This window comes from Kocuria rhizosphaericola, assembly GCF_044462205.1.
Classification (GTDB): Bacteria; Actinomycetota; Actinomycetes; order Actinomycetales; family Micrococcaceae; genus Kocuria; species Kocuria rhizosphaericola.
Map to the genome: position 1 here is coordinate 26834 of NZ_JBISWK010000125.1, position 14545 is coordinate 41378.

A 14545-nucleotide genomic window follows, 5' to 3' on the forward strand; every position below is an offset into this window, starting at 1 on the left:
GGACGGACGGCGGGGGTGTCGGTGGTCTCCCCTCCCTGATCGCCAGGGGCGCCACGGGGAGGGTGCTACTCCTCCCGCGGGCGGCGCCGGGTCAAGTCACCGGCTGACCGGTCCTGCGTGAGCTGTGCGGTGATCCGGTGCAGGCGGGGTCCCGCCTCCAGGCGGAAGGTCCATGACGCGGGCAGCCCCGCGTATCCGTGCCGGGCTCCGGAGAGGGCCCCGGTCATGGCCGCGATGGTGTCGGTGTCGCCTCCGCAGCGGACGGCGCAGCGGATCGCCGCCTCCGGGGCCTCGGCGTGGCGCAGGAAGGCGAAGACGGCCAGCGGCACCGAGCCGAGGGCGCTGATGTCGTTGCCCAGAGCCCCGGCCGCCTCCTCGGTCGAGGCCTCGCGTCCGAGCAGCGCACTGATGCCGGCCAGCTTCTCCTGCCACGACGACGAGGGCACGACGTCGGTGAGGTCGACGAGGAAAGCGTCCGTGTCCAGCGGATGATCGGGGTCGCTGTGCAGCGCCAGATGGGCCGCCGCCGACTGGAGGGCGGCTCCGTGGCGGCCGTGGGCGTGGGTGTGGGTGATCTCTGCGCTGCGCCGACCCAGCTCGGCGGCCTCGGGCACGCTCGTGGACACCACGGCCACCGGGGCCACCCGCATCGCCGCCCCGTTGCCCCAGGATCCTCCCTCGAACACCGACACGGCCGCCTGGCGCCAGTCCGCCCCGTCGGCGATGGCCGCCAGCACCCGCGCGGCGCCGCCCCCGTAGCCGCGCAACGGTTCCTGGTACCAGGCCACGGCGAAGTCCGAGGCCAGCACGGCCTGGTCGATGCCCCCACTGAGGGCCAGGTGCTCGGCCAGCACCATGGCCATGGCGGTGTCGTCGGTGTGGTGAAGAGTCCGGGAGGAGAAGATCCACCGGTCCAGGGCCGTGGCCGGCACCAAGGACCGACCCTCGAAGGGAGCACCCAGCCCGTCGCCCACGGCCGTGCCGGCCAACAGGCCGAGTACCCGGTCGACCATCTGCGGTCTGTCAGCCATTCCTGCCTCTTTCGTCGGCGGTGGTGGGCTCTCTCCACCAGGGGTCGTCGCGGACGGCCTCCTGACCCGTGGCGACAGGCCGGCCCCCGGAGGTGCCCCGCGTGCCTGGCGCCACGACGACCGCGGGGCCGAGGACGCCGCCGGGGCCGGTCAGGCCACGGCAGCGTCCCCGGTGCCCCCGTCCCTGCTCCGCAGGGTGGCGATGAAGCGGTCGGCGCGCTGCAGCTTCTCGGCCAGCTCAAGCCGTTGCCTCTGTGCCTCGGCGGCGTACCGCGCCAGATCCCGCAGCAGGGCGTGGCGCCGGGACGTTGTCTGCGGAGCCTCGAGCTCGGTGAGGATGCGCATCACCTCGGTCACCTGCTCCAGCGACCAGTCCAGAGCCGTCATTCCCCGGATGGTCTCCAGGCGCTGGTAGTCGGTCTCGGTGTAGAGCCGGAACCCTCCGTCGGAGCGCCCCGAGGGGGGCAGCAGGCCGATGGTGTCGTAATGGCGCAGGGTCCGCAAGGACACCCTCGCGTGATCGGCCACTTCCCCGATCTTCATCATCGAGCCGGTGGTTCTCCTGGTCCTGGATGCCCGTTCGTCGTCAGTGGCTCACTGTGAGGTATCGCGCACGAACTCACCGCAACTCTACCATGACGTTAGGGTAGAGTTGCGGTGGGCGAAGGCGGTGGGTCGTCGAGCCGACCGGTTCCGGGACCGCCGAACCGGCGTGAGGCAACGCCCTCTTGCATCAGCACCGACATCACCGAGGGCGCCCCTGTGCCCGCAAGAAGCATTGGAGGCCGTCCATGGCCAGCACCCGCGAGGAGCGAGGACCGCGCACCGGGGCACTGCCCGTGATGAGCCCGGCCGAGGAGGACCAGAGAGCACCGGGTCATGTCGAGCTCTCCCCCGAGCAGCGCCAGTCCGTGCTGGGCACTCTGACGTCCCCGCGCCGGCTCAAGACCGAGGTCCTGGCGGGCCTGGTGGTGGCCCTCGCGCTGATCCCCGAGGCCATCGCCTTCTCCCTGATCGCCGGAGTGGATCCCCAGGTGGGACTCTTCGCGGCCTCCATCATGGCGGTGACCATCTCGTTCCTGGGCGGGCGCCCGGCGATGATCTCCGGAGCCACTGCGGCCACCGCGCTGGTCATTGCACCGCTGGTCGCCTCCCACGGCATGGACCACTTCATCGCCGCCGTCATCCTGGCCGGGATCTTCCAGGTGATCCTGGCCCTGGTCGGTGCCGCGAAGCTCATGCGCTTCATCCCGCGGTCGGTCATGGTGGGCTTCGTCAACGCTCTGGCCATCCTGATCTTCACCTCCCAGCTGCCCGAACTGATCGGGGTGCCCTGGCTGGTGTACCCGCTCACGGCTCTGGGCCTGGTGATCATCTTCGTGCTGCCGCGGGTGACCAAGGCGGTGCCGGCCCCGTTGGTGAGCATCGTCGTCGTCACCGTCATCGCCGTGCTCGCCGCGATCGTGGTGCCCACGGTCGGGGACAAGGGCGAGCTGCCCGACGCGCTGCCCACCTTCTTCCTCCCCGACGTGCCGCTGACCCTGGAGACGTTCCAGCTCCTGGCCCCCTACGCCTTCACCATGGCGCTGGTGGGGCTGCTCGAATCCCTGATGACGGCCAAGCTCGTCGACGACGTCACCGACACCCGCTCGAACAAGACCCGCGAGTCCTGGGGCCAGGGCGGGGCGAACATCATCACCGGGTTCTTCGGCGGGATGGGTGGCTGCGCGATGATCGGCCAGACCATGATCAACGTCAAGGCCTCCGGCGCTCGGACCAGGATCTCGACCTTCTCCGCCGGTGTGCTGGTGCTGGTGCTGGCCGTGGCCCTGGGCCCGGTCGTGGCGATCATCCCGATGGCCGCGCTGGTGGCCGTGATGATCTTCGTCTCCTGGGCCACCTTCGACTGGCACTCCATCCGTCCGACCACCCTGGCCCGGATGCCGGTCCCGGAGACCATGGTCATGCTCTCGACCGTGGTCGTGACCGTGTGGACCCACAACCTGGCCATCGGCGTGATCGTGGGTGTGCTGGTCGCGATGGTCGCCTTCGCCCGCAGGGTCGCTCACATGGTCAATGTGGAGCGCACCGTGGAGGAGCACTTCGGGGAGCGGATCGCCAAGTACACCCTCAGCGGGGAGCTGTTCTTCGCCTCCTCCAACGACCTCTACACGAAGTTCGACTACGCCGGGGATCCCCAGCACGTGGTGATCGACTTCTACGACTCCCACCTGTGGGACGCCTCCACCGTGGCCGCCCTGGACTCCGTGACCGACAAGTATGCTCACTACGGCAAGGACGTGGAGATCGTCGGGCTCAACCAGGCCAGCCGCAGGATGCGCGTGCGCCTGGGCGGCATGCTCAACAACGGCGGTCACTAGGGGCACCGGAACCGGTGCCGGACCTCCTTCAGGGGTGGCCCAGCACCGGTTCCGAAGCCCTCCACCCGCCCCGACCCGGACAGGCGTTTGTTCCCCGTGACGTTCCCGACCGCGACCACCACCACCTCCCCCGCCCCGACCACCTCGGCCCCTCGGGCCGCCCACCGCCCCGATCTGCAGGGCCTGCGCGGGGTGGCCGTGCTGCTGGTGGTGGCATTCCACGTGTGGACCGACCGGGTCTCGGGCGGGGTGGACGTGTTCTTCGTGCTCTCGGCGTTCCTGCTCACCGGGTCCTTCCTGCGCCGGATCGAGAACGGCAGGCCGCTGGGGATCCCGGGCTACTGGGCCCGGACCTTCGCCCGCCTGCTCGGACCCGTGGCGGTGATGCTGCTGGCCGTGCTCGCGGGGATGCTCGCCTGGTACCCGCCCAGCCGGTGGGCCGAGCTGCTGACCCAGGCCTGGGGATCGCTGTTCTACACGGTGAACTGGGTGCTGGGGGCCCAGGCCGTGGACTACTACGCCGGCAACACTGCGGCCACCACCCCGTTGCAGCACATGTGGTCGCTGTCGGTGCAGGGCCAGGTGTTCCTCCTCTGGCCGTTGCTGCTGGCCGGCTGCGCTGCCGCGGCCCGCTGGACAGGGGTCCGGTTCCGGGCGGTGGCCTGGGCAACTTTTGCTGTCGTGTTCGCGGGCTCGCTGGCCTGGTCGGCAGTGGCCACGGCGGCCGGGCCCGAGGCCGCCTACTTCAGCACCCTCACCCGCCTGTGGGAGTTCGCCCTCGGCTCGCTGGCCGCCCTCACCCTCACCACTGCCTCCAGGCCGCGGACCGCTGCGCCTCGCGCAGTGGTCCGGCCCCTGGGCGAGGTCCTGGGGTGGGCGGGGCTGGTCGCCATTCTCGCCACCCCCTTCCTCGCCGAGCCCGACACCCGTTTCCCCGGCACCGTGGCCCTGGCCCCCACGCTCGGGGCGACTGCTGTGCTGCTCGGCGGTGCACTGGCTCCTGACGCCCGGGTCGGCGCCACCCGGCTCCTGTCGACCCGCCCGCTGCAGTGGTTCGGGGATCGCGCCTACGGCATCTACCTGTGGCACTGGCCGCTGCTGATCACCTACCTGCTGCTCACCGCCCGTGACACCGTGCCCGTGCCGGTCGGACTCGGGATCCTGGCCGCCTCCGTGGTCCTCACCCAGGTCACCGCCCTGCTGCTGACCGGCTGGCGCGCCCTGCCCGGGATCCGGGCCGGCAGCGGGATCCGGCTGATCGCCACCGCCCTGCTGGTGGCCGTCCCGCTCACCGGCGCCCACCAGTACACCCTGGCGCGCGATCCCAGCGCCGGGGTGGAGCGCACCGCGCAGAACTACCCCGGGGCCGCGGTGCTGCGTGAGGACATCGGCGAGGTCCCGGAGGTGCCGATCATCCCCACCGACGCCGAACGCGAGCACGAGTGGGGCGACACCGGCGTGCACTGCGACACCGAAGACGTCCCCGCCGGCATCGGCGACCTCGGCAACTGCTGGGTCATCGAACCCGACGACGGCAGCTCCCCGGAGCGCACCCTGGTGGTGCTCGGCGACTCCCACGCCCAGCAGCTGCTCACCCCGATCCACCGGGTCGCCGACGCCAACAGCTGGCGGGTGGTCTCCTACCTGCGCAACGCCTGCCGCTACACGAGCGAGTCCGACAACCGGGACGAGGAGTGCAACGAGTTCAACGCCGCCACCCGTCAGGAGGCTCTCGAGGCCGACCCCGACGCGATCATCACCATCGGCACCCTGTCCCTGGCCGAGGCCCCGCACGAGAAGCTCGTCGACGGCTACGAGGACGGCGTCACCCCGTTCCTGGACGCCGGGATCCCGGTGGTGGCCTTCCGCGACAACCCGCGCTTCCCCTTCAGCATGTTCGCCTGCGTGGAGACCTACGGCCCCGACCACGACCGCTGCAACCCGCCCCGCTCCGAGTCACTGCTGCCGGCCAACCCGCTGGAGGAGGTCGCCGCCCGGCACGAGGACCTGCACAGCATCGATCTCACCGACCGGCTGTGCACCGAGACCACCTGCCCCGGGGTGATCGGCAACATCCAGGTGTACATGGACCTCGACCACGTCACCTCCACCTACGGCGAGACACTGGTGCCGGACGTCGAGGTGCGCGTGCTGCGGGCTCTCGGCTGGGACCGGTGACCCAAGCCACCATGACGTCAGGGTGAACCGGGGTGCAGGTACTCCTCGGTCCGCACCCACCTCACGAGCACGTCTCGGACAGGAATCCTGATGTCCTCCTGCGTGGTGAAGAACTGCGGCGCGGCCGCCGAACCGGTCAACCTGTCCGACGGCCTCGACGAGTACGAGCTCCGGCTGCGCCCGGAGCGCCTGGGCCTCGCCCAGCGCCGACAGCTCCTGGTCCACCGGGTCGACCGGCAGGGTCGTGCATGCCACCACGGTCCGCGCCCCACCCCCGCGTCGGCCGCCGCGTCACGGTCATGACGAGTCACCCATTGCCACTGCCGGACCAGGCTTCTAGCGTGGGAGGAGCCGGTGGGTACCGGCGCGTCAGAAGTGATTGCAGCATCCCCACTCAACAGGGAAGGCAAAACACCATGGCCAACGAACCGCAGAGTCCCCTGAAGGACCCCAACTACGACCTCATCTGGGCCCTCGAGGCCTCACTTCACAACGTGTGGAAGCTGGAGACATACATCAAGGACGCCGAGAAGGCCGGTGACGACGAGCTGGCCGAGTGGTTCCGCAAGATCCAGAAGAACAACCGCAAGGCCGGCGAGCAGGGCAAGAAGATGCTCGCCCAGCGACTGCAGCAAGAGGCCGGCTGACCACCTCGAGATCGGTCGGTCGGCTCCCCGCCGTCGGCCACGCCGAAGCGCGGAGCCGCCGACGCAAGAGGCTCCCGTCCCACCACGTGGGGCGGGAGCCTCAGTGCACACCCCGTGACCGCGTTCGCCGGTGCAGATTCTGGCTCTGCCCCGTGGAACGGTCTGCTCGGAAGTGCCCGCGGACTCAGGCGCCGAGGCTCTGGGGCACGGGCTCGGTCCTGCGCCCCAGTTCCACGGTGCGCTGCACGGACCACCACAGCAGGACGACGAGCAGGACATTGCGCGTGGTCAGGACGGCCGCCATCACCGGGTGCGCATGGATGAGCGGGGTGTAGAACAGCGGGTAGATCACGAACGTGGTGACCGCGATGCCCATCAGCAGCGCCGCCGGCGCCCTCCACCGCTGCCAGTCGTGCACCAGTCCGGCCACGACGACCGGGGCGAGCCAGATCATGAACTGCGGAGATCCCACCTTGTTGAACACGATGAACACGGTGGTCATCATCAGGGCCCCCTCGTAGAAGAGCTCTTCGCGCTCGGCCCCGAGCCTGAGCGCGCGGATCAGCAGGACTGCCCCGACGAGAACGGCGACCACGAGCAGCGGTTGCATCAGGACCGCGACCACCTCGGTGCCGGGGCCGTAGACCTCCGTGGAGTTGATGGCCACGTTGTCGGCCATCCTCGCCCCGGCCACGTCGAAGACGCTCAACCACACCCACGGAGTGGAGAACGTGGCCTCCAACTGCATGCCGCGCTCTCCCTGGTTGACCAGGAAGTCCGCGATGTGCCGGAGACCGCCCGACAAGTACGTGCCCAGCACCACCACGGCGGTGACCCCCACCCCGGCGGCCACCACCTGGACGCGCTGCCGGCAGGCGATGAACAGGGCGAACAGGACGGCCGCCGGCCACACCTTGATCCACGTGGCGACGCTCAGCAGCACGGAGCCGAGCACGGGCCGCTCGGCCGCGTACAGCAGCCCGATGAGGACGATGGGGGCCGCGATGCCCTCGACCCGGGCGAAGCCGAGGTAGCCCAGGAAGACGGTGAAGAACAGCCACCACCAGGCCGGGGCGATGCCCCGCCTGCGCCGCGGGCCACGGGTCAGGCAGACCAGGCCCACCGCGTTGAGCACGGTGATGATCAGGGTCCACACCAGCAGGTAGGGGCCGTGGCCGGCGATCCCGGCCAGGAGGATGGGGATCTGGGCCAGCACCGGGTACACCCACGGGCTGATCACGCTCTCGCGATCAGCCGGGTCGTAACCGGCCATGGCCCACTCACGGTACTGCTCGGTGTCACTGAAGGCTTCGCCGTGGATGACGAAGGACATCATCCAGCCCAGGAAGTAGAGGTGGACGACGGCGAAACCCCACCACACGCTGGACGGACGGGAGAACCAGAGCACCGCGCGGGCGGGCAGGACGGCGTCGCGCAGAGCGGTCAACCGGTCGAAGAAGGTGGTGGAGATCTCAGGACTCCTTCGCAGCGAGCACGGTGGCCGGGCGCATGGTGCCCAGCCCGTACAGACGGCGGGCCGACCACCACAGCAGCACCACGAGCAGGGCGTTGCGCAGGGTCAGCACGAGTGCCATCCCCGCGTGGTTGTGGCTCAACTCGTAGTAGAACAACGGGTAGACGAGGAACGTGGCCACGGCGATGGCGATCAGCATGGCCGCCGGCACGCGCCACGCCTTCCAGTGGTGGGTCAGTCCCACCGCCACGGCCGGAGCCAGCCACACCATGAACTGCGGGGATCCGACCTTGTTGAACACGATGAAGGCGGTGACCATGGTCAGCGAGCCGGCCAGCAGCAGCTCGGTGCGATCGGCCCCGCCGGACCGCTCGCCGTTGCGGAGGCCCCGGACGATCAGGACGGTCACCACGGAGGCGGCGAGCAGCAGCAGGGGCTGCATCAGCACCGCCATCGTCCCCGTGCCGGGGCCGTCGACCTGCATGGAGTTGATCTCCGTGTTCATGTACATCCGGGAGTTGCCCACGCCCAGCACGGACAGCCACAGCCACGGGGTGGTGAACGTGGCCTCCAGCTGCATTCCGCGGTCCCCCTGCTGGGTGAGGAAGTCGAAGAGCCTCGGCAGTGCGCCCATGGCGGCGGCGACCCCGGCCGCGGCCGCACTGACCAGCAGACCCGCGACGACGACCGCCACTCGTCGGCGCGTCACGGCGACCAGGGTGAGCACGACGGCCGCCGGCCAGACCTTCATCCAGGTGGCGATGCTGAGCAGGACCGAGGCGACGACCGGATGCGCCACGCCGTGGACCAGGGCGACGAGCACCAGGGGGGCCGTGAGCCCGTCGACTCGTGCGAAGCCCAGCCACCCCATCAGGAAGACGAAGCCCAGCCACCACCACGCGGCAGGGAAGGCGTGCCGGTCACGTCCCCAGTTCGTCAGTTTCCCCACGGCCCAGCCGTTGAGCACGGTGATCAGCAGGACCCACAGGAAGAAGAACGGTCCCGGCCCGGCCGCGCCGGCCAGGGCGATGGGCACCAGCGCCAGCACCGGATAGACCCACGGACTGGGTTCCGGGCCCAGGTTGCGCTCGTCGAATCCGGCCCGGGCCCACTCGCGGTAGATGTAGGTGTCGCTGAAGGCGGCGCCGGACAGGGACAGTCCCAGGGCGAACGCCAGGAACACCAGGTGCACCCCGACGAAGACGGTGAGCAGCCCGCGCGGGGAGCACCACCAGGCCTGCCACCACCGGGGCAGCAGGCGGTCACGGAGCCGGGTGAGCATATCGAAGGTCGTGTCCGGAGACATGGGGTCATCCTCGTCAGGTGGGCAGAGATGCAGGTCCGGAGGTCAGCTCGGGGACCACCACGGGGACCGTTGCCGGTCGCGGAGTGCTTCGCCCCCGTCCGTCCGGTGCTACGGGCCCGCCCCGGGGGCCTCCCGATACCAGTGACCTCGGCGCAGCCCGCAGGACACCACCGGCTCTGTCCCCGGCCGCGCCGTCACGGCGGACCCCTCGTGGCCGCGCAGAAGTCCGGAAGCCGTCAGCATCCGCTCCTCCTTCTCCGCAGTCCGATCCCTCGAGGTCTCAGGGTGCCCGGGCGCGCTGCCACCGCGACACCGGGTGAGCCCCTGGGGGAGGGCCACGGGGAAACCCCTCGACACCAGGGTCATGCGGTGGCACGACTGCTAGGATCGGCTTCCTGGAGAGCGTCCCGCACACCTGTCCGCCCGGCAATCGTACACGTAGGGGATCAGCACACGTCATGACGGCAGGGGGTTCGCATCTGGAGGCGCCGCAGGGCCGCCGAGACCAGGGCGCGGAACCGACCACCACCGCCGGCCCGTCCTCCCTCGACGGGTCCGACACCCAGGGGCCCCCGCGAGCGCACATCGCCGTCGTGCAAGGGTTCATCGGCTCCCTGCTGATGCTCGTCGGGTCGATCGGCACCGGGTGGATCGCCAACGGCTCGCCCATGGTCCGGCATCCTCTGGTCATCGCGCTGCGGGTCGAGGGGTGGGGCGTCTACACCAGCACCGTGCTGCTGACCGTCGGCGCCATGCTGCTGGTGCGCTCCTGGCTCCGGCTCGGGCAGAGACTCCAGCGCTGGCCGGCGGGCGCCCAGCGCTCCGTGGTGCTGGCCGTGTGCGCCTGGTCGCTGCCCCTGCTGTTCGCCGTGCCCATCTTCTCGCGGGACGTGTACGCCTACATCGGGCAGGGCCGGCTGGTGCTGGCCGAGCAGAACCCGTACACGACCGGAATCTCCACCCTGGAGAACTGGTTCATGCTGGGAGCGGATCCGGCCTGGGCCGAGGCACGGACACCGTACGGGCCGTACTTCCTGTGGCTGGCGCGGGCGGTCGTGGGTCTCACAGGCGCGCAGCCGGATCTCTCCGTCCTGCTCTTCCGGATCCTGGCCTGCGCCGGTGTCCTCCTCTGCGTGGTGTACGTGCCCAAGCTCGCGCGGCTGCACGGGATCGACCCGGCTCGTGCCCTGTGGGTCGCAGTGGCCAATCCGCTGTTCCTCATCAGCTTCGTGGCCAGCGCGCACAACGACGCGCTCATGCTCGGACTGGCCGTGGCGGGAACGTACTTCGCGGCCACGGGTCGCCCCTTCACCGGCGTCCTGCTGGTGACCGCCTCCATCGGCATCAAGCCCATCACGATCCTCCTGCTGCCGTTCATCGGGCTCCTGTGGGCCGGGCCGAAAGCGTCCTGGATGCGGAAGTTCGCCCTGTGGGCGGCTACGGCGGCCATCAGCTTCGGACTGCTGGTGCTGAGCGGCCTTCCCTATCAGCTGGGCATCGGATGGGTCTGGGCCCTGCTCGACCCCACCCCGGGATTCACCGGGTACTCGCCGTCAGGCTTCCTGAGCCAGCAGCTTCGCGGCCTCGCGGACGCGGTCGGTCTGCCGGGCGAGTCGATGGCCTCGGTGCTGCGCAGCGTTCTGCAGTACGTCGCCATCGGCCTGGTCCTGCTCCTGATGTTCCGCGGTGACGACCATCGCGTGGTCCGCAGACTCGGCCTGGCGTTCGCCGCCGTGGTGCTGCTCTCCCCGATCATCCAGCCCTGGTACATCCTCTGGTTCATCCCGTTCCTCGCCGTCACCGGGATCAGGGACAACTGGCAGATCCGCTCCCTGTACGTCGTGGTCACCTTCTTCGTGATCTTCGGTGCTCAGGACCAGCTCTCCGTGTGGCCCTTCATCGAGCTGGCGGTCGACGCCTCGACGATCGCGTTCGCGACCGCCCTGCTCTTCACCGGCTACCTGATGCTCCTCGATCCCCACACCCGCCACCTGCTCGTCCACGGCGGGCCGACAGGCTGGCTCCGCCGCCGACGTCGCCGGACCTGAAGCACTCGAAGAGCCGGGCCCGGAACGCCCGGGGGATGCCCGGGCCCGCGTCCAGACGGAGGCCTCCGCCCCGCCGTCCGGGGTGGCCCGCACGGCGGCGGTCACCGCGGTGCCGGGCGGGGCGTGCTTGCGGGCGTTGGCGAGCAGGCCGGCCGGCTCGACCGGCTCCCCGGCCCGGGTGACCTCGCGGCTGTCGATGTCGAGGACCCGGTCCCCGACCACCACGGCGGCGCTGTCCTGCGCGGCGGCCCCGGAGCGCTGCACGAGCCGGTGCCGGACGCAGGCCCGCGTCACAGGAAAAGCACAGCCTTCCGAAAAGCTCCCCACATGCGCATCAGCAAAGGTGGAGCGCACACCGGTCTTCCGGGCCGGACCGGCGGGCAGGGGGCCCGCCGTCGTGTCGTGCTGAGGGGGCCGTTGCCATGACCGATCCCTGGAGCAGGCCGCCGAGGGCCGCGCCGTGGGCGCGACCTCCCGCGCAGCCCTCCGAGCAGGGGCCGGACGCCCTTCTCGCGGACGAGGCCGCGACCGAGGGATCGACGTCGGACTCGGCCGCGGGTTCGAGCGCCGACCCGGCTTCGGGCTCGACCACCGGACCGGTCAGCACGGCGGCCGCACCGGGCAGGCGCCGCCTCGTCGGGGTGGACGCCGCCCGCGGCCTGGCCCTGATCGGGATGATCGCGATCCACATCCTGCCCTCGTGGGACCCGGAGACCTTCGAGCCCACGGCGCAGTGGACCGTCTTCGCCGGCCGTTCCGCGGCGCTGTTCGCCCTCCTGGCCGGTGTGGGGCTGGCCTTCAGCACCGGGGGCCGGACCCCGCACACCGGCCGGTCGATGACCGCGGATCGGGTGGGCGTGGCCGTCCGCGCGCTGCTGATCGCGGGTCTGGGACTGGCGATCAACCACGTGCTGCCCGGCAGCACGATCGACGAGGTCCCGGCGGTCAACATCCTCGTCTACTACGGGGCCTTCTTCCTGCTGGCCATCCCCTTCCTGCGCCTGTCGGCCGGGGCCCTGTTCGGCTGGGCGGCGTTCTTCGCCCTGGCCGGTCCCGTGCTCGTGCACGTGCTGCGGGACGTCCTGCCGGTCGTCGAGCGCTACAACCCGGACTTCCTCGACCTCGTCGCGGACCCCGGGGCCACCGCCGCCCGGCTCCTGCTGACCGGGACCTTCCCCGCGCTGCCGTACCTGGCCTACCTGCTGACCGGCCTGGCCATCGGCCGGCTCGACCTCGCCCGGATCCGGGTCCAGACCGGACTGGTGCTCGGTGGGGTGCTGCTGGCCGTGGGCGCCTCGCTGACCTCCTGGGCGCTCCTCGTCCCGGCCGGCGGCTTCGGCCGGCTGGTGGCCCGCACCCCCGGCCTGGACGAGGAGCTCGTCACCGACATCGTCGTGTGGGGCCCCGAGCCGACGCTGCCGACGACCACCTGGTGGTGGTTGGCGATCGGCGGCCCGTACACCAACACCCCACCGGCCCTGCTGCTGGGCCTGGGCTCGGCGGTGGCCGCCCTGGGCGTCTTCCGCCTGCTGGCCTGCCGCTTCAGCACCTGGCTGCTGCCGCTGAGCGCGATGGGCTCGATGACGCTGACCGTGTACTCGGCGCACCTGCTGGCCCTGGCCGCAGAGGTGCACTACGGCCGGCCGCTGTGGTTCGTGATCCACGTGGCCGTGGCCATGGCCTTCGCTCTCCTCTGGCGCCGGGCCGTGGGACAGGGTCCCCTCGAGCGGCTGGTGGCCGCCCTGGTGCGCGGCACCCGCCGGCGCGTGCTCGCGCGCGAGCGCCGGACGGACCGAGGACCCACGGGCTGAGGGCGCTCGGGCTGAGTGGCCCACGGGCGGAGGGCGTTCGGGCTGAGGGGTCCACGGACCGAGTCGTGGCGGTTCCCGACGCCGCGCCGCGCCGGCACGGACTCGGTGTGCGGCCGGGTGGCGACCCTCGGCCGCCCGGCCGCGGGACGGGGTCTACCGGGCGTCGGCCTCGGTCGCGGTGTTCTCGGGAGCGGTGCGCTCGGGCTCGGTGTGCTCGGTCACGGTGTGCTCAGTCACGGTGTGCTCGGTCGCGGTGCGCTCGAGCTCGGCGTGCCGGTGCCGCTGCGCCGCGTAGCCCAGGACGAGCAGGCCGGCCACGGCCAGACCCACCCCCACCCAGGCGGGGGAGCGGTAGCCCCAGCCGGCGGAGATCACGATCCCGCCGAGGAAGGCGCCCATGGCGTTGGCCAGGTTGAACGCCGCGTGGTTCATGGCGGCGGTCAGGGACGGGGCGTCCTTGGCGTCGCGCAGCAGGCGCACCTGGAGCGAGGTGGTGAAGATCGAGCCCATGATGCCGATCCACAGCGCCCCCAGGACGGCCGCGGCGGGGACGTGGACGAACAGGGCGAAGAACGCCAGGGCCACTCCGGACACGGCGCCGGCGCCGAGGGCGGTGCGCTCGATCGAGCGGTCGATGAGCGGGCCGGCCAGCAGCGAGCCCAGGGTCATGCCCACGCCGAACACGGCCAGCACCCACGGCACGGTGCCGATGTCGAACCCGGTGAGCTCGGTCAGCGTCGGGGAGATGTAGGTGTAGACCGCGAACATGCCGCCGAAGCCGATCGCCCCGGCCAGCAGCGTCAGGGCCACCTGGGGCCGGGCGAGGGCGCGGACCTCCTGGGCCGCCGAGGCCATGCCCCCGTTGCGGGTGCGCGGCACCCAGAGGGCCAGGGCCCCGATGGTCAGGGCGCCCAGGAGCACCACCAGGAAATAGGCGGAGCGCCAGCCGAGGGCCCCGCCCAGGGCCGCGGCGAACGGCACGCCCACGATGTTGGCGATGGTGAGCCCCAGCATCACCCGGGCCACCGCGGTGCCGCGCCGCTCGCGGGCCACCAGGGAGGAGGCCACCACGGCGGCGACCCCGAAGTAGGCGCCGTGGGGCAGACCGGCGAGGAACCGGGCGACGTACAGCCACTCGAGGGACGGAGCCACCGCCGACAGCCCGTTGCCCACCACGAACGTGAGCATCAGCGCCAGCAGCAGGGTCTTGCGCTCCACCCGGGCGGCCAGGGACGTGATGAGCGGCGCGCCGACCACCACCCCCAGGGCGTAGAGCGAGATGGACTGGCCGACGGCGGGGATCGAGGCGTCGAAGTCCTCGGCGATGAAGGGCAGCAGGCCCATCGAGGCGAACTCTGTGGTGCCCACGCCGAAGCCGCCCATGGCGAGGGCGAAGATGGCGAGGCGCGTACCGGCGGGGCCGGGGGCATTGACCACCTGGAGCAGGGCGGTGCGAGGTGCGGACACGGCGGGTCCTTCCGGTGAGGGCACAGGGACGGGGAACGAGCACGTCGTCGAGCCCGAGCAGAAAGGAAAGGGAGGGGTGGCTTCCGATGCTACGCGGATTCACCCCGCTCTCCCATGCCTCCCGGTGTGATCTTGGTCAGGTCGTACGGTGCCGGCGGCCGCCCACCCTGTCGTCTCCTGACCCGCAGGGGCCCGGCCGACC

At 71.2% G+C, this 14545-nt stretch carries 11 protein-coding genes; 6 read left to right on the plus strand and 5 right to left on the minus strand.

The window, feature by feature from the left end; all coding sequences use genetic code 11:
- Positions 1 to 65 precede the first annotated feature (65 nt).
- Positions 66 to 1031 (minus strand): ADP-ribosylglycohydrolase family protein, encoded by a 966-nt coding sequence (locus ACH9D2_RS12825; protein ID WP_396363189.1) that lies wholly within the window; start codon positions 1029 to 1031, stop codon positions 66 to 68.
- Positions 1032 to 1181: 150 nt separating this feature from the next.
- Positions 1182 to 1577, minus strand: coding sequence for a MerR family transcriptional regulator (locus ACH9D2_RS12830; RefSeq protein ID WP_396363190.1), 396 nt, complete (start codon positions 1575 to 1577; stop codon positions 1182 to 1184).
- A 296-nt stretch (positions 1578 to 1873) separates the two neighbouring features.
- On the opposite strand from ACH9D2_RS12830, the gene ACH9D2_RS12835 reads away from it, so the two are divergent.
- The 4 genes from ACH9D2_RS12835 (at position 1874) to ACH9D2_RS12850 (ending at position 6237) form a co-directional block, all read left to right on the plus strand.
- The gene (locus tag ACH9D2_RS12835; protein WP_396363200.1) at positions 1874 to 3412 is read left to right on the plus strand and encodes a SulP family inorganic anion transporter; all 1539 of its coding nucleotides are present in this window, start codon (positions 1874 to 1876) and stop codon (positions 3410 to 3412) included.
- Positions 3413 to 3508: 96 nt separating this feature from the next.
- Entirely contained in the window at positions 3509 to 5590 is a 2082-nt protein-coding gene (locus tag ACH9D2_RS12840) for an SGNH hydrolase domain-containing protein (protein WP_396363191.1), read from the plus strand.
- A gap of 90 nt (positions 5591 to 5680) precedes the next feature.
- Positions 5681 to 5893 carry a hypothetical protein gene (locus ACH9D2_RS12845; RefSeq protein WP_396363192.1) on the plus strand — a complete coding sequence of 71 codons (213 nt, stop codon included), beginning with the start codon at positions 5681 to 5683 and terminating at the stop codon, positions 5891 to 5893.
- Positions 5894 to 6006: 113 nt separating this feature from the next.
- Entirely contained in the window at positions 6007 to 6237 is a 231-nt protein-coding gene (locus tag ACH9D2_RS12850) for a hypothetical protein (protein ID WP_396363193.1), read from the plus strand.
- Positions 6238 to 6421: 184 nt separating this feature from the next.
- On the opposite strand, the gene ACH9D2_RS12855 is transcribed toward ACH9D2_RS12850, so the two are convergent.
- Positions 6422 to 7684 carry a glycosyltransferase 87 family protein gene (locus ACH9D2_RS12855; RefSeq protein ID WP_396363194.1) on the minus strand — a complete coding sequence of 421 codons (1263 nt, stop codon included), beginning with the start codon at positions 7682 to 7684 and terminating at the stop codon, positions 6422 to 6424.
- Positions 7685 to 7709: 25 nt separating this feature from the next.
- The gene (locus ACH9D2_RS12860; protein ID WP_396363195.1) at positions 7710 to 9017 is read right to left on the minus strand and encodes a glycosyltransferase 87 family protein; all 1308 of its coding nucleotides are present in this window, start codon (positions 9015 to 9017) and stop codon (positions 7710 to 7712) included.
- 458 nt (positions 9018 to 9475) lie between these two features.
- On the opposite strand from ACH9D2_RS12860, the gene mptB reads away from it, so the two are divergent.
- Positions 9476 to 11065, plus strand: coding sequence for a polyprenol phosphomannose-dependent alpha 1,6 mannosyltransferase MptB (mptB, locus tag ACH9D2_RS12865; protein ID WP_396363196.1), 1590 nt, complete (start codon positions 9476 to 9478; stop codon positions 11063 to 11065).
- 422 nt (positions 11066 to 11487) lie between these two features.
- Positions 11488 to 12876, plus strand: a complete 1389-nt coding sequence (locus ACH9D2_RS12870) for a heparan-alpha-glucosaminide N-acetyltransferase domain-containing protein (RefSeq protein ID WP_396363197.1) — start codon at positions 11488 to 11490, stop codon at positions 12874 to 12876.
- Between the two features lie 153 nt (positions 12877 to 13029).
- Here ACH9D2_RS12870 and ACH9D2_RS12875 read toward each other — a convergent pair whose 3' ends face one another.
- Complete coding sequence (locus ACH9D2_RS12875; protein ID WP_396363198.1) at positions 13030 to 14343, minus strand: MFS transporter; 1314 nt, start codon at positions 14341 to 14343, stop codon at positions 13030 to 13032.
- Positions 14344 to 14545: the final 202 nt, after the last annotated feature.

Bases quoted from the DNA above. Each gene is read 5' to 3' on its own strand.
- ACH9D2_RS12860 (WP_396363195.1), bottom strand. From the start codon at position 9,017: ATGTCTCCGGACACGACCTTCGATATGCTCACCCGGCTCCGTGACCGC.
- ACH9D2_RS12845 (WP_396363192.1), top strand. From the start codon at position 5,681: ATGTCCTCCTGCGTGGTGAAGAACTGCGGCGCGGCCGCCGAACCGGTC.
- mptB (WP_396363196.1), top strand. From the start codon at position 9,476: ATGACGGCAGGGGGTTCGCATCTGGAGGCGCCGCAGGGCCGCCGAGAC.
- ACH9D2_RS12830 (WP_396363190.1), bottom strand. From the start codon at position 1,577: ATGATGAAGATCGGGGAAGTGGCCGATCACGCGAGGGTGTCCTTGCGG.
- ACH9D2_RS12850 (WP_396363193.1), top strand. From the start codon at position 6,007: ATGGCCAACGAACCGCAGAGTCCCCTGAAGGACCCCAACTACGACCTC.
- ACH9D2_RS12870 (WP_396363197.1), top strand. From the start codon at position 11,488: ATGACCGATCCCTGGAGCAGGCCGCCGAGGGCCGCGCCGTGGGCGCGA.
- ACH9D2_RS12835 (WP_396363200.1), top strand. From the start codon at position 1,874: ATGAGCCCGGCCGAGGAGGACCAGAGAGCACCGGGTCATGTCGAGCTC.
- ACH9D2_RS12825 (WP_396363189.1), bottom strand. From the start codon at position 1,031: ATGGCTGACAGACCGCAGATGGTCGACCGGGTACTCGGCCTGTTGGCC.